This window comes from Pseudomonas sp. CH61 (assembly GCF_059429415.1).
The window spans coordinates 6,059,538-6,082,829 of record NZ_CM182098.1 but is presented as its reverse complement, the minus strand read 5'-3'; the positions used below and the strand labels follow the sequence as shown (position 1 = coordinate 6,082,829).

The 23,292-nt window shown below is 58.4% G+C and carries 23 protein-coding genes; 14 read left to right on the top strand and 9 right to left on the bottom strand.

Translation table 11 applies throughout. From position 1 onward, the window contains the following. The first annotated feature begins 311 nt into the window (after positions 1-311). Entirely contained in the window at positions 312-794 is a 483-nt protein-coding gene (locus AC5SEM_RS27385) for a glycine zipper domain-containing protein (RefSeq protein ID WP_137218331.1), read from the top strand. 67 nt (positions 795-861) lie between these two features. Here the strand turns inward: AC5SEM_RS27385 and AC5SEM_RS27380 are convergent, their stop codons facing one another. The 4 genes from AC5SEM_RS27380 to AC5SEM_RS27365 form a co-directional block, all read right to left on the bottom strand. Then, entirely contained in the window at positions 862-1,293 is a 432-nt protein-coding gene (locus AC5SEM_RS27380) for an acyl-CoA thioesterase (protein WP_122594019.1), read from the bottom strand. Positions 1,294-1,436: 143 nt separating this feature from the next. After that, positions 1,437-2,663, bottom strand: coding sequence for a 3-hydroxyacyl-CoA dehydrogenase (locus AC5SEM_RS27375; RefSeq protein WP_495471681.1), 1,227 nt, complete (start codon positions 2,661-2,663; stop codon positions 1,437-1,439). 154 nt (positions 2,664-2,817) lie between these two features. Continuing rightward, positions 2,818-4,752, bottom strand: coding sequence for a RecQ family ATP-dependent DNA helicase (locus tag AC5SEM_RS27370; protein WP_495471680.1), 1,935 nt, complete (start codon positions 4,750-4,752; stop codon positions 2,818-2,820). A 180-nt stretch (positions 4,753-4,932) separates the two neighbouring features. Beyond that, positions 4,933-5,436 (bottom strand): polysaccharide deacetylase, encoded by a 504-nt coding sequence (locus AC5SEM_RS27365; RefSeq protein ID WP_116029305.1) that lies wholly within the window; start codon positions 5,434-5,436, stop codon positions 4,933-4,935. A 303-nt stretch (positions 5,437-5,739) separates the two neighbouring features. Here AC5SEM_RS27365 and AC5SEM_RS27360 point away from each other — a divergent pair, with 303 nt between their 5' ends. The 6 genes from AC5SEM_RS27360 (at position 5,740) to AC5SEM_RS27335 (ending at position 9,397) form a co-directional block, all read left to right on the top strand. Next, positions 5,740-6,015 carry a hypothetical protein gene (locus AC5SEM_RS27360; RefSeq protein ID WP_122599488.1) on the top strand — a complete coding sequence of 92 codons (276 nt, stop codon included), beginning with the start codon at positions 5,740-5,742 and terminating at the stop codon, positions 6,013-6,015. Between the two features lie 94 nt (positions 6,016-6,109). Beyond that, positions 6,110-7,252: a hypothetical protein gene (locus AC5SEM_RS27355; RefSeq protein ID WP_495471679.1), complete on the top strand. Its 1,143-nt coding sequence runs from the start codon at positions 6,110-6,112 to the stop codon at positions 7,250-7,252. Positions 7,253-7,613: 361 nt separating this feature from the next. After that, on the top strand, positions 7,614-7,913 hold the full coding sequence (locus AC5SEM_RS27350) for a hypothetical protein (protein WP_495471678.1): 300 nt from the start codon (positions 7,614-7,616) through the stop codon (positions 7,911-7,913). A gap of 156 nt (positions 7,914-8,069) precedes the next feature. Further along, positions 8,070-8,513 carry a ParC-related protein gene (locus tag AC5SEM_RS27345; protein ID WP_331693526.1) on the top strand — a complete coding sequence of 148 codons (444 nt, stop codon included), beginning with the start codon at positions 8,070-8,072 and terminating at the stop codon, positions 8,511-8,513. Beyond that, positions 8,513-8,803, top strand: coding sequence for a type II toxin-antitoxin system RelE/ParE family toxin (locus tag AC5SEM_RS27340; RefSeq protein WP_495471677.1), 291 nt, complete (start codon positions 8,513-8,515; stop codon positions 8,801-8,803). Before AC5SEM_RS27345 ends, AC5SEM_RS27340 begins: the two co-directional genes overlap by 1 nt. 114 nt (positions 8,804-8,917) lie before the next feature. Continuing rightward, positions 8,918-9,397, top strand: coding sequence for a helix-turn-helix domain-containing protein (locus AC5SEM_RS27335; RefSeq protein WP_093429985.1), 480 nt, complete (start codon positions 8,918-8,920; stop codon positions 9,395-9,397). 60 nt (positions 9,398-9,457) lie between these two features. On the opposite strand, the gene AC5SEM_RS27330 is transcribed toward AC5SEM_RS27335, so the two are convergent. Both AC5SEM_RS27330 and hslO read right to left on the bottom strand, forming a co-directional pair. Continuing rightward, positions 9,458-10,999, bottom strand: coding sequence for a phosphoenolpyruvate carboxykinase (locus AC5SEM_RS27330; RefSeq protein ID WP_007917942.1), 1,542 nt, complete (start codon positions 10,997-10,999; stop codon positions 9,458-9,460). 181 nt (positions 11,000-11,180) lie between these two features. Continuing rightward, positions 11,181-12,083, bottom strand: coding sequence for an Hsp33 family molecular chaperone HslO (hslO, locus tag AC5SEM_RS27325; protein WP_077570226.1), 903 nt, complete (start codon positions 12,081-12,083; stop codon positions 11,181-11,183). A 105-nt stretch (positions 12,084-12,188) separates the two neighbouring features. Between hslO and AC5SEM_RS27320 the strand changes: the two genes are divergently transcribed. Then, entirely contained in the window at positions 12,189-12,989 is an 801-nt protein-coding gene (locus tag AC5SEM_RS27320) for a phosphatase PAP2 family protein (RefSeq protein ID WP_123592936.1), read from the top strand. A gap of 132 nt (positions 12,990-13,121) precedes the next feature. Here AC5SEM_RS27320 and AC5SEM_RS27315 read toward each other — a convergent pair whose 3' ends face one another. Continuing rightward, a complete protein-coding gene (locus AC5SEM_RS27315; RefSeq protein WP_495471676.1) occupies positions 13,122-13,529 on the bottom strand; it encodes an RNA-binding S4 domain-containing protein in 408 nt (135 codons plus the stop codon). 116 nt (positions 13,530-13,645) lie between these two features. On the opposite strand from AC5SEM_RS27315, the gene rimA reads away from it, so the two are divergent. Genes rimA through rimK form a run of 3 tightly spaced genes read left to right on the top strand, consistent with a single transcriptional unit; the run spans position 13,646 to position 15,823 of the window. Next, entirely contained in the window at positions 13,646-14,425 is a 780-nt protein-coding gene (gene rimA, locus AC5SEM_RS27310) for a S6 modification regulatory phosphodiesterase RimA (protein ID WP_495473507.1), read from the top strand. 16 nt (positions 14,426-14,441) lie between these two features. Further along, entirely contained in the window at positions 14,442-14,921 is a 480-nt protein-coding gene (rimB, locus tag AC5SEM_RS27305) for a retropepsin-like aspartic endopeptidase RimB (RefSeq protein WP_016986269.1), read from the top strand. Next, positions 14,918-15,823, top strand: coding sequence for a 30S ribosomal protein S6--L-glutamate ligase (gene rimK / locus AC5SEM_RS27300; protein ID WP_007949201.1), 906 nt, complete (start codon positions 14,918-14,920; stop codon positions 15,821-15,823). Before rimB ends, rimK begins: the two co-directional genes overlap by 4 nt. A gap of 200 nt (positions 15,824-16,023) precedes the next feature. Here rimK and AC5SEM_RS27295 read toward each other — a convergent pair whose 3' ends face one another. Beyond that, a complete protein-coding gene (locus AC5SEM_RS27295; protein WP_495471675.1) occupies positions 16,024-17,337 on the bottom strand; it encodes an ATP-binding protein in 1,314 nt (437 codons plus the stop codon). Between the two features lie 113 nt (positions 17,338-17,450). Beyond that, on the bottom strand, positions 17,451-18,191 hold the full coding sequence (ompR, locus tag AC5SEM_RS27290; RefSeq protein ID WP_064388985.1) for an osmolarity response regulator transcription factor OmpR: 741 nt from the start codon (positions 18,189-18,191) through the stop codon (positions 17,451-17,453). A 358-nt stretch (positions 18,192-18,549) separates the two neighbouring features. On the opposite strand from ompR, the gene AC5SEM_RS27285 reads away from it, so the two are divergent. The 3 genes from AC5SEM_RS27285 to gshA all read left to right on the top strand — a co-directional run bounded on the left by AC5SEM_RS27285 (position 18,550) and on the right by gshA (position 23,110). Continuing rightward, positions 18,550-20,874 (top strand): Tex family protein, encoded by a 2,325-nt coding sequence (locus AC5SEM_RS27285; RefSeq protein WP_016986272.1) that lies wholly within the window; start codon positions 18,550-18,552, stop codon positions 20,872-20,874. Continuing rightward, the gene (locus tag AC5SEM_RS27280) at positions 20,874-21,257 is read left to right on the top strand and encodes a PaaI family thioesterase (RefSeq protein WP_007917925.1); all 384 of its coding nucleotides are present in this window, start codon (positions 20,874-20,876) and stop codon (positions 21,255-21,257) included. Before AC5SEM_RS27285 ends, AC5SEM_RS27280 begins: the two co-directional genes overlap by 1 nt. Before the next feature lie 269 nt (positions 21,258-21,526). Further along, on the top strand, positions 21,527-23,110 hold the full coding sequence (gene gshA / locus AC5SEM_RS27275) for a glutamate--cysteine ligase (protein ID WP_331693496.1): 1,584 nt from the start codon (positions 21,527-21,529) through the stop codon (positions 23,108-23,110). Positions 23,111-23,292: the final 182 nt, after the last annotated feature.

Here is a 23,292-nt window from a genome sequence, read left to right as displayed (position 1 = left end):
AAGGCCTACAACTGACCGTGTCCTATCTGTAGAAACGCGGTCACTGTAGGCCTTCGCCTGCTCGCGATAGCGGTAGTCGATTCAGCGGATTTCTCCGCACTCAATACTTTTCAACCGCCCACAAAAAAGGCCGCTTTTTCACAAAAGCGGCCTGTCCGAAGTAGCTAAAGACCGGCGAAAATCGGTTAAGTTCCGCTGATAAAACAGCAACTTGCAAAATTGTATACAAGTCGTGTTATTCGTCGGATTTCGATTGTCACGCTTGTTACACAGCCTCAGGATCGGCGCCGTCATCCCTTTGAGGCTCATCTATGAAGTTCTCCTCGATTCTCTTGTTGTCCCTTGGCCTGGTCAGTGGTTTGGCGTCTGCAGGCGGCACCACCGAAGCAGGTGTGGGCGGCGCATTGGGCGGGGTTCTTGGCTCGGTCGTCGGTCAGTCTTTAGGCGGCAATACAGGTTCCACCATCGGCGCAGCCCTGGGCGGCGCGGGTGGTAGTGCGGTTGGTGCCGACAAACGCAGCCGTGGCGAAGCCGCCATCGGTGGTGCGTTGGGCGCGGCCGGCGGTAACGTGGTCGGCCGCAGCATGGGCGGCACCACCGGCAGCCTGATCGGCTCCGCAGCAGGTGGCGGCGCCGGTGGCGCGCTGGGCAACTACATGGGTAACAAAAGCGATGACGACGATCGTCATTACGACCGCGGTCGTGACCGTGACCGTGGTTATTACCGCGACCGTCACCCGGGCCGCGGCCACGCTTATGGCCACCGCAAACATCACAAGTATTATCGCGACTGAGGCCTCAAACACCTCGCTGGCCGGTAAAGCAAAATCGCAGCCCAAGGGCTGCGATTTTTTTTGCCATTTACACCACCAGGTATTCCAAGGCCTGCCGCAGTTCGGCAGGAATCGGCACCGGCTGATTACTCGCCCGATCGACGAATACGTGCACGAAGCGCCCGGCCGCACACGCCTCGCTTTCACCGACCTTGAACACCGCCAATTCGTACTGCACCGAGCTGTTGCCCAGCTTGCCGACCCGCAGACCGATCTCGATCAGATCCGGAAAGGCGATCGAGGCAAAGTAATCACACGCCGAACTGACCACAAACCCCACTACCTCACCGTCGTGGATATCCAGACCACCGACCTGAATCAGGTAGGTGTTCACCGCCGTGTCGAAGAAGCTGTAGTAGGTAACGTTGTTGACGTGGCCGTAGGCGTCGTTGTCGTGCCAGCGTGTGGTGATGGGCTGGAAGTGGGGGTAGTCGGTGCGCTGTGGCATCGGGTTGGACATTGCTCAACAATCCCTGAAGTTAATGGGCGAGTCTAATTCAAAATCGCGCCGCACCCTTCGCGAGCAGGCTCGCTCCCACATTTGAAATGCGCTCTCCTGTGGGAGCGAGCCTGCTCGCGAAGGCGTCAGCACCGCCGCCAGACTTAACGATCAGCAAACCCCTGCCCTTGCGCCGCCAACTCACCAATCAACCGCGCCGGCTTCCACTGATCGCCCTGCCGCGTCTCCAGCGCCAGCAAGCGCTGATGAATATCCGCCAGCCCTTGCTGATCCGCCCAGGCCATCGGCCCGCCCCTGTCCGCCGGGAAGCCGTAGCCGTTCAGATACACCAGATCGATGTCGTGCGCCGACTCGGCAATGCCTTCCTGCAAAATCTTCGCGCCTTCATTGACCAACGCCAGCAAACTGCGCTCCAGAATCTCCTCCGGACCGATCTCGCGGCGCTGGAAGCCCAGCCCTTCGCTGACCTGCAGGACCAGCGCATCAACCTCAGGATCGTGCTCAGCCTGACGACTGCCCGGCTCGTAATGGTAATAGCCATTGCCGGACTTCTGGCCAAACCGGCCCAGCTCGCACAAGCGGTTATCCACCTGCACCTCCGGCGCATCCTGGCCCTTGCCGGCCAATTCGCGCGCACGCCATTCCAGATCGATGCCGACCACGTCGTACATGCGAAACGGCCCCATGGCAAAACCAAAACCTTGCAGCGCCGCGTCGACCTGCTGTGGATAAGCACCCTCAAGCAACATCTTGCGCGCCTCCAGTACATACGGGTGCAACATTCGATTGCCGATAAAGCCGTGGCAGTTGCCCGACACCACACTGACCTTTCCCATGCGCTTGCCCAGCGCCAGCGCTGCTTCCAGCGTGGCCGACGAAGTCTGCGCGCCGCGCACGATTTCCAACAGTTTCATGATGTGCGCCGGGCTGAAGAAATGCAGGCCCAACACTTGCTCCGGGCGTCTTGTCGCGGCAGCAATCGCATCGATGTCCAGCGCCGAGGTATTACTCGCCAACAGCGCCTCAGGCTTGAGCAAGCCATCGAGTTCACGAAAGATCTTCTGCTTCAGCTCAAGATTTTCGTACACCGCCTCGATCACCAGATCGACATTGCGAATCGCCGCGTAATCCGCCGCCGCACTGACCCGTGCGATACGCGCATCCGCCTCGGCCTGATCAATCCGGCCCTGCCGCACGTTGTGTGCATAAGTCTCGGCCACGGTGGTAAGTGCCTGTTCAAGCATCTGTGGATTGTTATCCACCCACTGCACGCTCACCCCGGCATTGGCCAGGCACATGACAATGCCCCGACCCATGGTGCCCGCGCCGATCACCGCAGCCTGCTGAATATCGAAGGATGTCTGGCTCATGTTGTTCTCTTGTTGGCGATCCAAAGACAGACCTCAACCATAGTCAGCCAACGACGGTTTTTGAAGTTTATTACCGTGATGATCGACATTCAGCGGATGGATAAAGCCCCGCTTTTGTGGGAGCGAGCCTGCTCGCTCCCACAAGGGCTCTTGCTCAACCGAGCAAATGATCATCAGCCCAGCTGCGGACTTCGGCGTAGGGATATTCCTCCAACGCAGCAAACCCGGGAATAGCGCGCGCCTTGAGCTTGGTGAACAACGGCACGCTGATCCCGCACAGGAACCGCGTCACCCGCTCCGCCGACGGAATCACCCCGGTGTGCTGCTCATGCCTGTGGATAAAATCACCACACAGCGCCGCGAAGTTTTTATCCACAAGCGCTGGCAACTCCGGTGGTGCCGGCAACCGTGCAACCTGGCCATGACACACCGAGCAATGCCCACACCGTTCAGGCGCATTGTGATCACCGAAATACTCGGCCAAGCGATAGCCCAGGCAACGCTCGCTGGCGAAGACTTCAAGCATCGCGTGGATGCGCGCCACTTCGGCCTGCTCGTGCCGGGTGAAATAGTCATGCAGCTCAGCGCTCAGGGAATCGCTGTCAAAGTCGCTATTCAGAAGGCTGTAGACCTCGGTCATCTGCTTGCTTTCCAGCTCGACCCAGCCCTTTTCCTGAAAGTAATCCAGCGCCTTCACCACTCGATTGCGTTCGGCGGAATATTGCGAATACATCGCCTCGAAATTCACCGTGGCCCAGGTGCGCGCGCGCGCCGAGGTCTGAATGATCGCTGCAACGAAATCCCTGCGCTCACCGTCGAAACGCTCAAGCAGCGCTTCCGGTTCCAGCAGGTATTTGAAACGGTATTCGGCGTAGTAGGCATAGCGCGGCGCGATCAACCCGCGCAGCTCAAGTTGCACCAGCAATGTTTTCAGCGGCAGTGAGCGAATATTGCTCTGATCCGCCAGCGGCCCGAGCAGAAACTCCCACTGCCCTTCCGGCACCGAGGCCTTCAGTTCGTCGAGTACATAGCGAATGCCATCACGCTCCGGCGTATCACCGTATACAAAGTTTTCCAGCACATTGAGGCTGTCGCGATTGGCCAATACCAGGCAGTCCGACGGCTGCCCGTCACGGCCGGCGCGGCCGATTTCCTGACTGTAGTTTTCGATGGATTTGGGCAGGTCGAAGTGCACCACGTTGCGGATGTCACTCTTGTCGATGCCCATGCCGAACGCGATGGTCGCGACGATGCAATTGGATTGCCCGGCCATGAAGCGTTTCTGGATCGCTTCGCGTTTGTCGTGGGCTAAACCGGCGTGATACGCCTCTGCCTGAATGCCGTTACGCTCTAGGTGTTCGGCGATGTGCTCAGCGGTCTTTTGCAAGGTCACGTAGACGATGCTCGGTTGCCCCGGCCGCTCGGCCATCCACTCCACCAGACGCCGGCGCTTGTCCTGGCCGCGCACCGGTTCGACTAACAGATTGAGGTTAGGCCGGTAGAAACCGGTAGTCACCACATCGTCGGCAGCAATAGAAAATTTGACCTGCATGTCAGCGATGACCTGCGGTGTTGCCGTAGCGGTCAGCAGCAAGGTTTGCGGGATGTTGAACTGGCGCTGATAGTCCGGCAGCTTGAGATAATCGGGGCGGAAGTTGTGGCCCCATTCCGAGATGCAATGCGCCTCGTCCACCACCAGCAGCGAGATCGGCACCTGCTGCAAAAAGTTGCGAAAGCGCTCGTTCTTCAAACGCTCCACCGAGATCATCAAAATCTTCAATTCACCCGAACGGGCGCGGGCCATCACGTCATTGGCATCATCGCGACTCTGCGCAGAATCGATGCTGCCTGCGGATATGCCATGACGCTGCAAGAAGGCCAGTTGATCCTGCATCAGCGCCAATAATGGTGACACCACCAACGTCAGGTGCGGCAGCATCAGCGCCGGCAATTGATAACAAATTGACTTGCCGGAACCGGTGGGAAAAATCGCCGCCGCCGAGCGCCCGGCCAGTACCGCGCTGATCGCGGTTTCTTGACCGGGTCGAAACTGTGGAAAACCAAAAACCTGTTCCAGGGTGTTGTGCATTCGCTGTCACTCCATTGACTGCTGCCATGCCAACAGCCTAGCGGGCGATCGCAGCGAGTCGAGAAAAGGTCGGGGCCAAATCGATTCGGAATGATACAGCGATTACTTGAACACCACGGTCCCTGTGGGAGCGAGCCTGCTCGCGAAGAGGCCACTCAGAACAATACACAATCCTGAAGTTCAGGGACGCAACACCGCCACCCGCAACTGCTCATTCAGCATCTGCTCATGCACGCCCTGACTCTTGCTCGCCCACAACGCATGGGCCGGGCTGATGTCGCCAGTGAACGCTGCCGCCAACTGACGCAGATCAGCGACGCTGCGCACACGCGGACAGAACAGTTGCTCATCACAGTTCTGACTGGCGTTGCGATAGGTGCTCAGCAATCCCTCCCAGAGGCCGTCGCGCACGTGGCGAATCGACTTCAACTGCACGTGGGGCACACCGAGTCGCTGCTCAAGCCCCTCTTCATCCAGCGCTTCGCTGGCCAACAGCGCTTTGGCGAACATCAACACTTCACCGCGCGACGCCGTGTCCACGCTCGCCTGGCTGATGAGTGCCTCCGGCCAATCGGTGCGATCGAGGCGATCCAGCACCCACGCATTGCCAACGTCCGAGGCCATGGCCAAACGGCAAGTGCCCAGCCCGAGCAATAAAATTGCGGCCATTCGTAGCCAGTGCATACCTAATTCCCTTTAAGCGCGTGTCAGACGTTTGGAAACGCCCTACAGATTCTGGCGCGCACGATACAGCGGTTTACCGCGAATCGCCTGACAATCACGTAGGAATTATTACGCCTAAGGGTTTTGGCCTGAAAAAGCTGCGAAAACACGTAGGGCATTTCCTCAAAACACGGAAAAACCCCTACGAATACTGTCCATTGCGGCTGTCTTGTCCCACAGAGAAACGCCCTTCTATAGTGGCCGCCGCGGCTGCATACACTGCACCGGCCCGCCCCAGCGCCTTCGAACAGGACACGCCTCACCATGATCAACCGCTATCGCCCACTCAAGACTTGCTACAGCGAAAACCCGGTACTGCTTATCGACAGCCACTCCAGCCAGACCGACCTGATCAATGCCGCCGATCAGCGTTTACGCGCGGCCGGTGATTTGCTGGAAACGCTCTACTGCTTATGTTTCAAACAGGCTGACGTGAAGGATATTCCCAACATCGTCAACGCCCTTTATTTACTGGTACAGGACAGTTGCGACTTGCTTGAAGTTGCCAAACAAAAACCACCACAAACAACATATAACTAAAACCTGCTACAAATCCGGAAACACCAGAACTCTTTATTTATATATGAAACCCGCACTAACTTGTTCGCTCTTACAACTAAACGAGAGCAACACCATGACAGTTTTAACTATATTTTTTTGCGGCACGGGTTCCAACAAGTTCGATACCGCCCATGAAAACTTCTGGGACGGCGAACTGGTTTCCACACTGGCTGCCAACCATACCGGCCGCGAGTTCGCCGAATGGATCGTCGTCGACGGACCCGGCAGCGGCAACCTGCAAGCTGACGACCTGTTCACCAAGACCAAGGAATACGGCCTTACCGGCACACTGTTCGGCAAGGGCTGGGAGGAAAACGTGCAGCATGCCCTCAACGTCATCAAGGGCAAATGCGACTGGCAGCGCGTACAACTCACCGAGGCCGAATACAACCGCCTCAAAGCCGCCGGTATTCCTATTGACGATGTCAAAGTCGAAGGCTCGTGGATGTGGCGAAAGTACAACTACGGCGACCGCAGCATTACTCAACAGAAGTTACAGGAAGGGATCATCAGAACGTTCCGCAAAGATGGCATTATTCCCACCCGCGTCAATCTGGTGGGTTGGAGCCGAGGCGGCATAAGTTGCCACATGCTGGCCAATGCGATGTTAAAGGACAGCCAACTTAAAAACATTCCGGTGAACATCTTTGCATTGGACCCTGTTCCGGGTATCGGAAACTTCCAGGAAAACCGGGTCAAACTCGGCGCCAACGTCAAAGAATATGTCGCTTTCTATGCCCGCGATGAACGCTCCAAAGGTTTCAGTTGCGTGATCCCGCAGACCGCCACCGGCACCAAAACCAGCGTCTACCCCATGGCCGGCCGCCACGCGACCATGGCCGGCAACGCCACAGCTGACGGTGGCGTGCCTGCCAGCGCAAGCGACCTGAAAACCCTGGTGGAACCTGGCCGTGTGGTCCGTCACTACGCCGAAACCTGCCTCAAGCGCTGGGGCGTACAACTGAACAAAACCCTCAACCTGACCCCAACCGACCTGCAAAACCTCACCAACGGCATCGTCCGCGATGAAGCCCGGTACAAACGGATGCACAACATCTCCTACACCTACTTCACCGAACTGGATAAAGGCGAACGCTACGTGTCTCTGGGCAGCAAAGGCGTGCCGTTCTCGGCGGTGAAAGGCCCGATCTACGCGCCTGCGACGGGGTTGACGACGAGTGTGCTGGATGTGGCGGCGTATCGGGTTATTGGCTGAAGGCCGTGGCGCGTGAACGGACGAAAAAACCTACAGCAATGGCCTATCCGCTATTCGTCCCATTCCTACAAACCCAGACTCCCTTGCCGCCTATCGCAGCTTGGTAAGCCAAATCTATAGTCGTGACTGTCGCTGCCAAATCAGCGGCTCGGGCTTGGTCACCCGATTGGATCGTGTATACGCACGCGCTGTATGCTGCCGGCACTCACTTGCCTGCGGTTTATGGTGACTGTGTTTGGGACACCTTCGGGTGTGCCGGGTATGTGCGCGATCCTCACCGGTTGACCAACCCGAACACAGTTGCCTCCTGTCGCTTGGTCACGATGCGGTGGCTTCTTTCGAAGCAATTGAGGATTAAAAAATGACAACTTGGAATCAATTCACCACCGATCGCTACCGCGCCCTCGAATCCAACCTCACCGACACCAAGCCCCTGATCATCGACACAACGGCCAATCCACAAGACATCCTCGAATGCGCCGTCCAGCGCCTGCGCGCCTCCGCCGATCTGCTACGCACCCTCTACTGCCTCAGCTTCAAACAAGCCGACGTCGAAGACATCCCCCACATCACCCACGCCCTTTATCTGCTGACACAGGATGGCTGTGACCTGCTGCAAGTCGCACAGCAGCAAATGCTCAATTGGAAGGATCCAGCCTGAAAAAAATCTGAGGCAGGTGTGTTTCCGACGAGAATCGCCTGCCTCACCAACGAACGTAATTTTGGACACTCGGTGTCTACTGCCAGGAGTTGAATTTTGCAAACTACTATTGATTGCGTACGATGGACGCCACTGTTCAGCCAAGAGTTTGCCTCCATGACCACTGAAACCATTGATCACAGCACTCTCAGTCGCCTGATTGAAAACGGCTCTGTAAGAAGCACAAGTATCGTCGCCAAGTCTGGTGGCTGGGCGATCCAAATTCAGCATGGCAATGAAGAATATCTGCTAACAGCGCAACGGAGTGGCCAGGTGCGCCTGTTCAAAAGGCTTGAAACACTGGTGACCTATTTGAGAGGACTGGGTATCAACCAGTTCGATGTTGACGCTTCCAGCTATGACCCATCGCAAATGAAAACATACGCTCGTCCTGATCGCGCCGAAGCAATGAAACAAGCGCATGAGGCAGCCGCATATGATGAATGGTTCAAACGACAGGTACAGATCAGTATTGACGATCCAAGACCTAGTATTAGCGATGAAGAAACCCGCCGAATATTTGCCGCCAAGCGTGATGCCCTGCGTAAACGAGTGCGCTAATGAAGTTGATTTGGCGTCCGGAGACGCATATTGACCGAGAGCGGATTATGGATCGTATTAGTCAGGACAACCCTGAAGCAGCGGCTGACCTCGATGAAATATTTGAATCAAAAGGGGAGCTCGCCCGACAGCGTCCAACGCTGTACAAAAAGGGCAGAGTTGAAGGAACACGGGAAATCGTCGCAACCCCCAGTTACGTCATCGTTTACACGATCAAAGACGAATGTGTGGAAGTATTTGAGAGTGATGCATGCCAGGCAAAAATGGCCGTGATTACGTCAGACAGTTGAGTGATGGGGCGCTCAGAAGGTTGAATGACCCAAGGGTAAACGTAACTCCTTGCCCCCCGGTCAACTGTAATTATTCCGTTGTTATCACCCCAAAAGCGAAGGAATTTTAGCTTTATGGCCAGGAGAACCTCGCCGCTACTTCCGAAGGTTGCACGACTCTTGAACGATCTTGGTGAGCGCCTGAAACTGGCCCGTCTTAGGCGCAGACTCACTGCAAAACTAGTCGCTGAAAGGGCTGGAATGTCAGTCATGACATTACGCTCACTGGAAGCAGGTAGTGCAGGCGTCACAATGGGAGCGTACTTGTCAGTGATGCACGTACTAGGTCTCGAGCAAGATCTGAATCTTCTGGGTTCCACGGATGAACGCGGTTACCGACTGCAGGACTCCAGGCTTCTTTCCTCCAAGACTTCACTCGGCAAAAAATCAGCGAGTGAACCGAGTCTCGATATTCCAAAGCAAAGAAAACTACCGACTTCACACACGAGCGTTATCGAAGCCGCGTATGTGAGTCAAGACAAACTCAAGAACTTCCCAATGAATACTCACTCGCTGTCTGAATTGCTGACGCGAAAGCCCTCGCAGGGCACATAGCAAGAAAAACGCCCACAAAAAAGCCGCCCCAAGGGGCGGCTTCTTCATTGACGACAGATCTTACAACTTCGGCCCTGCAGCCTTGATCGCGTCGCTCACTTCGAACTTCTTGAAGTTCTCGATGAACAGACCAGCCAGTGCTTTCGCGGCCTCGTCGTACGCAGCCTTGTCAGCCCAGGTGTTGCGTGGGTTGAGCAGGTTGGTTTCAACGCCCGGAACGGCCAGTGGCACGTCGAGGTTAATGGTGTCGAGGTGTTCGGTGGCTGCACCGATCAACGCGCCGCTCTGGATCGCTGCGATCACCGCGCGGGTGGTCGGGATGTTGAAGCGTTTGCCGACGCCGTAACCGCCGCCGGTCCAGCCGGTGTTGACCAGATAGACCTTGGAGCCGAAACCGCGGATGCGCTTGATCAGCAGCTCAGCGTACTCGCCAGCCGGACGCGGGAAGAACGGTGCGCCGAAGCAGGTGGAGAAGGTCGACTTGATGCCGCTGCCCGAACCCATTTCAGTCGAGCCCACCAGTGCGGTGTAGCCGGACAGGAAGTGGTAAGCCGCTTGTTCTTCGTTGAGGATCGACACTGGCGGCAGTACGCCGGTCAGGTCGCAGGTCAGGAAGATCACAGCGTTTGGCTCGCCGCCCAGGTTGTGCTCGGAACGCTTGGCAACGTGCTCCAGCGGGTACGCGGCGCGGCTGTTCTGGGTCAGGCTGACATCGGCGTAGTCGGCGTGCTTGGCGTCGTCGATAACAACGTTTTCCAGCACAGCGCCATGCTTGATGGCTTTCCAGATAACCGGCTCGTTCTTCTCGGAGAGGTCGATGCACTTGGCATAGCAACCGCCTTCGATGTTGAACACCACGCCTTCGCCCCAGCCGTGTTCGTCGTCACCGATCAGGTAACGGCTTTCGTCAGCCGACAGGGTGGTTTTACCGGTGCCCGACAGACCGAAGAACAGGGTCACGTCGCCTTCTTCGCCGATGTTGGCAGCGCAGTGCATTGGCAGCACGTCAGCGGCCGGCAGCAGGAAGTTCTGCACGGAGAACATGGCTTTCTTCATCTCACCGGCGTAACGCATGCCAGCGATCAGCACTTTTTTCTGTGCGAAGTTGAGGATCACGCAACCGTCGGAGTTGGTGCCGTCACGCTCAGGCACGCACTCGAAGTTGGCCACGTTGAGCACTTGCCACTCTTCACGACCGGCCGGGTTGTACTGGGCCGGGTTGATGAACAGGCAACGACCGAACAGATTCTGCCAGGCAGTCTGGGTGGTCATTTTCACGGCCAGGTAGTGATCTTCCGCCGCGCCTACATGCACGTGGGACACAAAGTGCTCTTGCGCGTTGTTGAACGCCTCAACGCGAGCCCACAGCGCGTCGAACTTGTCGGCCGGGAACTTGCGGTTGATCGGGCCCCAGGCGATAGCGGCCTGGGTGGAAGGCTCTTCAACGATGAAACGGTCAACAGGCGAACGACCGGTGCGGTGACCAGTGCGAACAACCAGAGCGCCGGTATCGGCAAGCTCGCCCTCACCGCGGTTCAGGGCTTCTTTTACCAGATCATCAACACTCAGATCGGTGTACACGGCGTTATTGGCTTGCGTCATGAGGTTCCCCGTCGGCCAGTGGCCGAGTGTGCTCCAAACGTTTTGTAGTAGAAAGTCGTGCACTACTACCGCGAAAAAAGTGGGCCGGATTATGCCAGAAAAGCCCAAAAAGAGTAGGGTCCTCCCGTCGTAACGGCGAAATTCCGTCGTTACGCAGTGAATTTACCTGCGCTGAACCGTTTTAGTGCCGGGTATCTGACGGCGTGTCGACGCCTGCGCCAGCGAACAATTGAGCAACATCCGTGGCATCGAACAGGTAGCGCTCGTTACAGAACTGGCAATCAACCTCGATGTTGCCACCGTGTTCGACCACCAATTGCTGCGCATCTTCCAGACCGAGACTGACCAACGCATTGCCGGAGCGTTCCCGCGAGCAGCTGCAACGAAAGCGCAGTTTCTGCACATCGAACAGACGAACCTGCTCTTCATGGTAGAGGCGATGCAGGACGGTTTCGTTGTCCAGGCTGAGCAATTCATCGGCGGTCAGGGTGGTGGCCAGCGCGGTGATGTGCTGCCAGCTGGCGGCGCGATCTTCTTCGTCTTTCAGACGGTCAGCCGGCAATTGCTGCAGCAGCAGGCCACGGGCGCGACGGCCGTCGGCAAACAGCTTGAAGCGAGTGCCGACCTGTTGCGACATGACGAAATAGTTGGTGAAGCAGTCGGAGAGGGTTTCGCCGTCGAGGTCGACGATGCCCTGATAACGCTGGCCAACAGTCGGGTCGACAGTCAGGGCCAGAACGCCATTCGGCATCAGGTCAGCGAGGGTCGCGTCCGGCATGATCTGCTCGGCGTCGTAACGCGCCAGGCCACGGATGTCGCGCTCGCTGGAGCACTCGATCATCAGCATCGGGATCGGGCCTTCCGAACGTGCCTGCAGAATCAGCAAACCATCGAACTTCAGGGTGCCCACCAGCAACGAGGCCGCCGCCATCAATTCGCCGAGCAGTTGCGCTACCGGCTCCGGGTACGGGTGCTTGGCAAGGACTTCGGCGTAGCTGCGCTCAAGCGCAACCAGTTCGCCGCGCGTATCGCTGTCATCGAAGATGAAACGTTGGGTGAAATCGGTATCCGCTAGCTCGGTCATAATTTTGGGTATCTGAATGTGGTGACAAAATGGTTACAAGACGTGAAAATTTGCGCTTCTTGGCACTCTTTTTGGTGCCGACTGCTCTGCCATGGGAGGCATTTTATGAACAATCCGGGTTTGTTCCAATCTAGGTGGAACCTCGGCCGGCTGGTTCTGTGCAACGTAGTGCCGTTGGCGCTACTGGCTTTCTGGTTATGGCCTACGGGCAACTCGCTGTGTGTGATTTTCGACGAGTGGCTGTTCCGCTCGCTCAATGCACCGCTGGCCAGCAACCCGATATGGCTCCACATCTGGGCAATTGCAAGTCTGCGTCCGTTCGACATCGTCGTCGGCCTGATTCTGTTGACGCTGCTGATCAAGGGCGACTGGGTGTTCAAGGCCATTGACGTGCGTCGCGCGTTTTTCGGTTTTTTCTCGATCCTGCTGTTGATGGTGGTGATCCGCGCGCTGTTTTCCAAGTTCGCCGACCATATGGACTGGCAGCACAGCAGCCCGTCGATGGTGCTGGAAGGCGCGGTGCATATCAGCGATTACTTCCCGCACCTGGAGAAAACCTGGGAGCTGAAGGATCGCTCGGGCCAGAGTTTCCCGGGTGACCACGCTTCGGTGTTGCTGATCTGGGCATTGTTCATGGGGGTGTTCAGCCGCACGGTCGGGCAGTTTTTGACGATCTGGGGCCTGGCGCTGTTGTTCATGCTGCCGCGCCTGGTGGCCGGCGCGCATTGGGGTCAGGACGATTACATCGGCGGTGTGCTGCTGGCGGTGTGGGCGTTGGGTTGGGGTTACTACACGCCGTTTGCCTACCATGCGTCGAACTTTTGGCTGAAAGTGACAGCGCCGATCTTTGCGCTGCTGGGCAAGTTGCCGCTGGTTTCGCGGATGAGTGTGGTGCGTAGCGCCTGATTCCGAGCTGTCTTCGGCGAGGGCTGCGCCCTCGATTCGCGAGCAGGCTCGCTCCCACATTGGAATGCAATCTACTGTGGGAGCGAGCCTGCTCGCGAAGAGGCCAGCACCAACAACGCCAAAACGCCTCGCTTACTCGTCGTTACTGCCGCCACGAAACTTGAACAAATCCCGCCGCTGTTTTTTGCTCGGTTTGCCATCCGTGGTAACGCCCAGCGCCCCTGCCTTGCGCATTGCCGCAGCCGCTTCACGCTTGGCAATACTTGCCTCGGTCTCCGCATACAACGCCTGCGCCTCCGGTGCGCCGCGTCGCACAATCGACAACGCCTCAACCTTCACCGAGCGCACTTCAAATCCGGTACGAATCTCGAACTCATCGCCGATGCGTGGCTCTTTGCCAGGCTTGCAGCGCTCACCACGACAATGCACCTTGCCACTCTCGATCGCTGCTTTGGCGAGGGCACGGGTTTTGTAAAAACGCGCAGCCCACAGCCATTTGTCGAGACGAACCTTGTCTTCCTCTTCCTGTTTTTGCGCCATGTGAATTCCTCGTTCAGCCAGTAGTCGGAACTGTACTACCGTTTCTGTCGGGCGCAAGAACTCAGCCCTCCAGATAGACTGTGATCTTGGCCGGTGCATCGGCATGGAGTGATCGAGTGACTAAATTTCCATCTTCATTAATGTCGCCCAAAGCCGGTTGCCAGTGCTGCCAGCAAAGCGAGCCGCTGGGCTTCGATTTTGCCTTCGCCTACCAACCCATCGTCGATCTGCGCGACCAGTCGGTTTTCGCCCACGAAGCGTTGGTTCGAGGTGTGGCCGGTGAAGGCGCACTCAGTGTGCTGGATCAGGTTACAGAAGATAACCGCTACCGTTTCGACCAGCTCTGCCGGACCCGCGCCATCGAAGGCGCGGCCAATCTAAATATGCAGACACACTTGTCGATCAACTTCATGCCCAACGCGGTCTATCGTCCAGAGCTGTGTATTCGCAGTACGCTCGAGGCGGCAAAAAAACATCGTTTCCCTATCGACCGGCTGATTTTCGAAACCCTGGAAAGCGAGCACGTAGATAACTATCGCCATTTGACCAATATTCTGCGTGAATACCGCGAATTCGGCTTCAAGACCGCCATCGACGATTTCGGTGCCGGTTATTCGGGGCTCAATCTGCTGGCTGATTTCCAACCGGACCTGATCAAACTCGACATGGCGCTGATCCGCGATGTCGATCAAGACCGTGTTCGTCAGGCGATCGTTCGGGGGATTGTCACAATCTGTGCGGAGTTGGACGTTACAGTCATTGCCGAAGGCATTGAGAGCGCCGGTGAACGGGATTTCCTGGCGGACTGTGGAATATTTCTGATGCAGGGCTACTGGTTCGCCAAACCTGCATTCAAAGCGTTGGCCCAGGTTTCACCTGAGGCCTGGGCGCGTTAATCGTTGGTTTTTTCTATTGAAGACATTTGACCATTTGACCGTTGTCGGTCTGCGCGAGTGGGTGGCGCTCCCGGATTTGGGAGTCGCGGGCCTGCGAGCGAAAATCGACACTGGTGCCAGCACCTCCAGCCTGCATGCCACCGACATCGAACCGTTCGAGCGTGACGGTGAAAAGTGGGTGCGCTTCACCGCGCACCTGGGCACGGTGGTGCAGTTGCGTCACCGCCGCTGCGAAGCACCGCTGGTGACGCGCAAGACCATCAAAAGCTCCAACGGCCATGCGCAGGAGCGCTATGTGATCAGCACAACTCTGGCCCTGGGTGATCGGGTCTGGCCGATCGAGTTCACCCTCGCCTGCCGCAAATCCATGCGCTATCGCCTGCTGCTCGGTTCCAAAGCCCTGATCGATGGCCATCTGGTCGTCAATCCGGGCATCAAGTATGTACAAGACAAGCCGGTGTTCCCGGTATCTACCTCCTCCACAGGTGTTGCATGAAGATCGCTGTGCTGTCGCGGAACCCGCGTCTGTATTCCACCCGCCGTCTGGTCGAAGCCGGAACCGAGCGCGGGCATGAAATGGTAGTGATCGACACCTTGCGCGCCTACATGAACATCGCCAGCCACAAGCCGCAGATTCACTATCGCGGCAAACCGCTGGAAGGCTTCGATGCGGTGATTCCACGGATCGGTGCGTCGGTGACGTTTTATGGTTGCGCGGTGTTGCGCCAGTTCGAAATGATGGGCGTGTTCCCGCTCAACGAGTCGGTGGCGATCGCCCGCTCGCGGGACAAATTACGCTCGCTGCAATTGCTGTCGCGGCGCGGCATCGGTTTGCCGGTGACCGGTTTTGCCCACTCGCCGGATGACATTCCCGATTTGATCGACATGGTCAACGGCGCGCCGCTGGTGATCAAGGTACTGGAAGGCACCCAGGGCATCGGCGTGGTGCTGTGCGAAACCGCCACGGCGGCGGAGTCGGTGATCGAGGCGTTCATGGGCCTGAAGCAGAACATCATGGTTCAGGAATACATCAAGGAAGCGGGCGGCGCGGATATTCGCTGCTTCGTGGTCGGTGACAAAGTCATCGCGGCGATGAAGCGCCAGGCCAAACCGGGTGAGTTCCGTTCAAATCTGCATCGCGGCGGCAGCGCCAGCCTGATCAAGATCACCCCGGAAGAACGCATGACCGCGTTGCGTGCGGCCAAGGTCATGGGCCTCGCGGTGGCGGGGGTGGATATCCTGCGTTCCAATCACGGGCCGCTGGTGATGGAAGTGAACTCGTCGCCGGGGCTGGAAGGGATCGAGACCACCACGGGGAAGAATGTGGCGGGGATCATCATTGAGCATCTTGAGAAGAATGGCGGGCCGAATATGACCCGCACCAAAGGCAAGGGCTAAAGCGGAGAGCAAGAGCCCCTCACCCTAACCCTCTCCCAGGGGGAGAGGGGACTGATTGGGGGATATTGGAAAACTCCGCCGACCTTATCCTGCTGTGCCGAATCCACAATCGCCCCAGTCTTTCAGTCGATGTATGACGCAAGACACCTCGGTCAGCTCCCTCTCCCTCTGGGAGAGGGCTGGGGTGAGGGTTCTATGGTTTAAACGGCATCCCGAGGCAACATCAATCCCAAAGGCAACCTCACCCGCGCCTCCAATCCCCCCCCGGACCGGTTACGCAGTTCAACATTGCCGCCATGCATCGAAGCAATCCGCTTCACAATCGCCAAACCCAACCCTGTGCCCTTGCCGCCGCGGGCACGATCGCCCCGGGTAAACGGGTTGAAGATCGCCTCCAGCTCCGAAGGATCGATCCCCGCGCCTCGGTCCATCACGCTCAGCACCACATACGGCGCACTGACGTCACCGGACACATAAGCCGCGACTTCAACGTGACCGCCGGCATGGTTCAAGGCGTTGCCAATCAGGTTGTTCAGCAAGCGTTTCATCGATACCCGACGCAGCGGAAACGGCTGGATCGGTTCCAGACGCAAACGCACCCTCTCTTCATTCTGGTTGTACGGCGCCGCGACCTCACGCACCAGATCAGTCAGATCCACCTCCTCCACCGACTCATCGCGACCATCACGAATAAACGCGAGGAACTGGTCGAGAATCGCGTCCATGTCTTCGATATCGCGGACCATGTCATCGGTCAGGTCATTGCGATCGCCCATCAGCTCCAGCGAAAGCCGCAAGCGGGTCAACGGTGTACGCAAGTCATGGGACACGCCGGCCAACATCAACTCGCGCTCGCGTCCGGCCTGCTCCACGTCTTCGGCCATCTGGTTAAAAGCGCGATACACCTCGGTCATCTCACTCGGTGTATCGCTGATCGGCAGACGCACACTGCGACCCTGACCGAGCTGCCGGGCGGCGTAGACCAAGCGTTTCAATGGCTGGTTGAGCTGGCTGACGAAAATCCATGCCGACGCCGTCGACAACAAGCCAATGGCGAGGAACCAGCCGAGCACGTTCCAGATTTTCTGGCCGCGCAACGGATGCGGATACAGCGGCACTTTCAGCCAGCCGTCACCGAGGCTCGGCGCGCGGACCCACAACGCCGGCGGCGAGTGCATGCGTAAGCGTACTTCGGTGTCGGCGCCCAACTCCGCCTGCATCTGTCGCTGGTAGATTTCGCTGTACGGCCAATGCTGCTCGCCTTCCGGCACACCGGCGCCCACGACCCGAATCAGGGTGGCGGCATCAGCGATCTTCGCGCGGTTTTCTTCATCGGCGGCCCAATAGGCACGCAGCGTCAGGGCGACGCCGTGGCTGTATTGGCGGTCCACCAGCACGTCCTCGTTCATCAACAGATAAACCAGGGTCAGCGCCTTGGAAAACAGCACGACGATAAGCACCAGCCAGAGGGTGCGGGAGAAAAAACTTTGGGGGAACCAGACGGGGGTTTTCATCTATAACCGCTACACACTTGCAGGAGCGAGCAATGCTCGCATATTGCGGATTGCGAGTCTGCGGGCATGGCTGTTCAACCAAAACCTGCAGACCCGCTCCTACAAATCACCGATCACTTGGTGGCGGCACCATCGGGTACGAATACGTAACCCACGCCCCAGACAGTCTGGATATAACGCGGCTTCGATGGATCAGGCTCGATCATGCGGCGCAGACGGGAGATCTGCACGTCGATGGAACGCTCAAGGGCATCCCACTCGCGGCCACGGGCGAGGTTCATCAGTTTGTCGCGGGTCAGCGGCTGACGCGCGTTCATCACCAGAGCCTTGAGTACCGCGAACTCACCGGTGGTGAGCATGTGCACTTCGTCGCCGCGTTTCAGTTCGCGGGTGGCCAGCGACAACACGTAATCACCGAAGGTGACGTTTTCGTCTTCACTACCCGGCGCGCCCGGTACCGGAGCGGCCTGACGACGCAGGACGGCTTTGACACGGGCCATCAGCTCGTCCGGGTTGAACGGCTTGGCCAGATAATCGTCGGCGCCCAGTTCCAGCCCCTTGATGCGGCTCAACTCATCGCCCTTGGCGGTGAGCATGATGATCGGAATCTGATTGTTTGCGCCACGCAGGCGGCGGCAAGCGGTCAGACCGTCTTCGCCGGGCAGCATCAGGTCGAGGACGACCAGATTGAAAACTTCACGCGACAGCAGACGATCCATCTGTTCGGTGTTCGGTACGGTGCGGGCACGGTAGCCCTTGCTGACGAAAAAACGTTCCAGCAGGCTGCTCAGCCCCGGATCGTCGTCAACGATGAGAATTTTTTCGCCTTCAGCAGTTTGTGCAGTGCTGCTCATTGGATGCTCCTTTTAGCTCGGCGCGCATTATGGCGTAGCTGCCGTTATACGCACCGTGTGCATTGTTAGCAGATTTTTCCTTCACTGCCAGAAAACCGGGGTTTATGCCTACAGACTGCGACGCCCCCGAATGACAGAACGCTGGTTATAATGCGCGGCGTTTTGTGCCAGGCAACGTCTGAATCGTTACCGCAGGTGGCAGGCTTTTTTTCCTGTCCTGCGCAGTAATTGTTCGATTTCACGGGTCAATGGGCTGCCTTTTGACCCAGGCAGCGGCAATTTTCTAGCCGCTCAACCAGACTCCGGGCCTTTATTTCCGTGCCTGCGAGCCTGATTTCACAATATGTCAGGTGGTTTTATGGACAGCATCAACAGCCGCATTGCCGAGGAACTCGGCGTACGCCCACAACAGGTCGAAGCGGCCGTCGCGCTACTCGATGAAGGCTCTACCGTTCCCTTCATCGCCCGTTACCGGAAAGAAGTCACCGGCAGCCTCGATGACACCCAGTTGCGTCATCTGGAAGAGCGTCTGCGCTACCTGCGAGAACTCGACGAACGGCGCATCAGCATCCTCGCCAGCATCGAAGAGCAAGGCAAACTCACCCCTGCCCTCGAGCGCGACATCAAACTCGCCGACACCAAGACCCGCCTCGAAGACTTGTACCTGCCGTACAAGCAGAAGCGCCGCACCAAGGGTCAGATCGCCCTGGAAGCCGGCCTCGGCGACCTGGCGGATGGCCTGTTCAACGACCCGAACCTGGCCCCGGAAACCGAAGCCGCGCGCTTCGTCGACGCCGAAAAAGGCGTGGCCGATGTGAAAGCCGCGCTGGAAGGCGCCAAGTACATCCTCATGGAACGTTTCGCCGAAGACGCCAGCCTGCTGGAAAAACTGCGCAACTACCTCAAGCAGGAAGCGACCCTCAGTGCCCGCGTCATCGCCGGCAAGGAAGAGGAAGGCGCCAAGTTCCGCGATTACTTCGAACACGACGAACCGCTGAAAAGCATGCCGTCGCACCGCGCGCTGGCGATTTTCCGTGGCCGCAACGAAGGCATCCTCAGCTCCGCGCTGAAAGTCGGCGACGAGCTGCCGGGCACCATGCACCCGTGCGAAGGCATGATCGGCCAGCAATTCAACATCCAGAATCAGAACCGCCCGGCCGACAAATGGCTCGGCGAAGTGGTGCGCTGGACCTGGAAGGTCAAACTCTACACGCACCTGGAAACCGACCTGCTCGGCGAACTGCGTGACGGTGCCGAAACCGAAGCGATCAACGTGTTCGCCCACAACCTGCACGACTTGCTGTTGGCCGCCCCGGCTGGCCCGCGTGCAACCCTGGGCCTCGACCCGGGCCTGCGTACCGGCTGCAAGGTCGCCGTGGTTGACTCCACCGGCAAACTGCTGGATCACGCCACGGTTTACCCGCACGTGCCACACAACAAGTGGGATCAGACCATCGCCATTCTGGCCGCCCTGTGCGCCAAGCACTCGGTAGACCTGATCGCCATCGGCAACGGCACTGCCAGCCGCGAGACCGACAAACTGGCGATCGAGCTGATCAAAAAATACCCAGCGATGAAAATGACCAAGGTCATGGTTTCCGAGGCCGGTGCATCGGTGTACTCGGCGTCGGAACTGGCGGCCAAGGAATTCCCGGATCTCGACGTGTCGATCCGTGGCGCCGTTTCCATCGCCCGTCGTCTGCAGGATCCTCTGGCCGAGTTGGTGAAAATCGATCCGAAATCCATCGGTGTCGGCCAGTACCAGCATGACGTCTCGCAGCTGAAACTGGCGCGCGGTCTGGACGCTGTGGTCGAGGACTGCGTGAACGCCGTAGGCGTTGACGTGAACACCGCTTCGGTGGCGCTGCTGGCGCGGATCTCCGGCCTCAACGCCACGCTGGCGCAAAACATCGTCGCGCACCGCGACGAGCACGGCGCGTTCAAAACCCGTGCAGCGCTGAAGAAAGTCGCGCGTCTGGGCGAAAAAACCTTCGAACAGGCGGCCGGTTTCTTGCGCGTGATGAACGGCGACAACCCGCTGGATTCGTCGGCGGTGCACCCGGAAGCCTATCCGCTGGTGCAGCGCATTGCCGCTGAAACCGACCGTGATATCCGTTCGTTGATCGGCGATGCAAGCTTCCTCAAGCGTCTGGATCCGAAGAAATTCACCGACGAGACCTTCGGTCTGCCGACCGTGACCGACATCATCCAGGAACTGGAAAAACCGGGCCGCGACCCGCGTCCGGAATTCAAGACCGCCGAGTTCCAGGAAGGCGTCGAAGACCTCAAGGATCTGCAACTGGGGATGATCCTCGAAGGCGTGGTGACCAACGTGACCGCGTTCGGCGCATTCGTCGACATCGGCGTGCATCAGGACGGTCTGGTGCACATCTCGGCGTTGTCGGAGAAGTTCATCAAGGATCCGCGCGAAGCGGTGAAGGCCGGTGATGTGGTGAAAGTGAAGGTCATGGAAGTCGACATTCCGCGCAAACGCGTTGGCCTGTCGATGCGCATGGGCGACACCCCGGGCGAGAAAATCGACGGCGCCCGTGGCTCGCGTCCGGGCTCGGCTCAGCGCCAGCCTTCGAACAACGCGCCACGCAAGGAAACCGCGACCGCCGCACCAGTGAACAACGCGATGGCCTCGCTGTTCGCCAACGCCAAGCAGTTGAAGAAACGCTGATGGAAATTCCGGCCGGGCTCGTCGAGAGCGCGTTTTTCAAGCTGTTGGGCTGCCGCCTGCACAGCCTGGAAACCGGGGTGGCGCAAGTCGCCCTGGTGCTGGAACCGGAACTGCGCAATCGCGGCGGCAAATTGCACGGTGGCGCGCTGTTCAGTCTGGTCGACATCGCCATGGGGCTGGCCTGTTCCAGCACCCACGGCTTCGATCAGCAGAGCGCGACCATCGAGTGCAAGATCAACTATATCCGCGCCGTTTCCGATGGCGAGGTGCTGTGCACGGCGCGGGTTATCCACCCGGGCCGGCGCACGTTGGTGGTCGAAGCTGACGTGATGCAGGGCGACAAACTGGTCGCAAAAGCGCAAGGCACGTTCGCTGTCCTGTAGCTTGTGGTCATCAATTTGGGTTAATTTCGGCGCAACGAATCCTGTGGGAGCGAGCCTGCTCGCGAAGAGGGTGTATCAGCAATGCAGATGTTGGCTGACACACCGCCTTCGCGAGCAGGCTCGCTCCCACAGGGATTGTGCAGTTCCTGACTGACCGGCAAATGGCCTGCCGCTACAAAACCAGGCGAAAACGCCAGTTTCAACTTCACCCTTGTAGACCGTCCTGCCCACCCCCATATTGGGGCGACTGACGCGTGAAGGAATCCAAATTGAGCGAACTTCTCAACCGCCGCCTGGCTCTGCTCGGCGAGCGCGCTAACCTCTCTCTGCTCGAGCAGTGCCTGCACGGTATCGAACGTGAATGCCTGCGCGTGACCAGCGAAGGTCGCCTGGCGCAAACGCCGCACCCCGAAGCCTTGGGTTCCGCGCTGACCAACGAACAAATCACCACCGACTACTCCGAGTCGCTGCTGGAATTCATCACGCCCGCCCTGCCCGACCCGGCCGACACGCTGGCGAGCCTGGACAAGATTCACCGTTTTGCCTACAGCAAGCTCGGCAACGAGTACCTGTGGAGTCCATCGATGCCGTGTCCGTTGCCGGCCGAGGAAGATATCCCGATTGCCTATTACGGCACCTCCAACATCGGTCAGCTCAAGTACGTCTACCGCAAGGGCTTGGCCCTGCGGTACGGCAAGACCATGCAGTGCATTGCCGGGATTCACTACAACTTCTCCCTGCCGGAAAAGCTCTGGCCGTTGCTACGTGAGACCGAAGGGTTTGTCGGCACCGATCGCGATTTTCAGTCGTTTTCCTACATCGCCCTGATCCGTAATTTCCGCCGCTACAGCTGGCTGCTGATGTACCTGTTCGGTGCCTCGCCAGCGCTCGACGCCGGGTTCCTGCGTGGTCGTTCGCATCAGCTGGAACAGCTCGATCCGGACACTCTGTATCTGCCGTATGCCACCAGCCTGCGCATGAGCGACCTCGGTTATCAGAGCAACGCCCAGGCCGGTCTGACGCCGTGCTACAACGATCTGGCGAGCTACACCGACAGCCTGCGCAAAGCCGTGGCCACGCCGTACGCGCCGTACGTTGAAGTCGGCACGCACAAGGATGGCGAGTGGGTGCAGCTGAACACCAACATCCTGCAGATCGAAAACGAGTACTACTCCAACATCCGCCCGAAACGCGTGACCTACACTGGCGAACGGCCGATCCAGGCGCTGGTGGCCCGGGGCATTCAGTACGTTGAAGTGCGTTGCCTGGACATCAACCCGTTCCTGCCGATGGGCATCGATCTCACTGAATCACGCTTCCTCGACGCGTTTCTGCTGTACTGCGCGTTGAACGACAGCCCGTTGCTGACCAACAATTCGTGCGGCAACGCGACGTCGAACTTCCTCAGCGTGGTCAAGGAAGGTCGTCGTCCGGGCCTGCAATTGCAGCGTGACGGTGAATCGGTCGAGATGAAGACTTGGGCGGCCGAGCTGCTGGAACAGATTGCTCCATTGGCGGCGTTGCTGGATCAGAGCCATGGCGGCGATGCGCACAGCAAGGCGCTCGATGCGCAACTGGCCAAGGTCAGTGATCCGTCCCTGACGCCATCCGCACAGGTGTTGGCGGCGATGGCTGAGCACAAGGAAAGCTTTGCGCAGTTCTCCCTGCGTCAGAGCCAGGCGCATGCCGAGTTCTTCCGCAGCGAGCCATTGGCGGCGGATGAGCAGGCGAAGTTTGAGGAGTTGGCACGTACTTCTTTGGCTGCGCAGGCTGAGCTGGAGCAGAACGAGGTTGGGGATTTTGATGTGTTTGTCGGGTCGTATCAGGCGAGTATTTTGGCGATCAGCAACTGAAGAGCCCCTCACCCTAACCCTCTCCCAGAGGGAGAGGGGACTGATCCAGGTGCTCATGAAAGTTACGCCGACCTGAAATACCGAGCCGAACTCAGGCCTTGAAAAGCACAGAGATCGGCTCCCTTCCCCCATCGCCCCCTTGGGGGAGAGGGGGACTGACCGGGTTGCTGGTGCGAAGTACG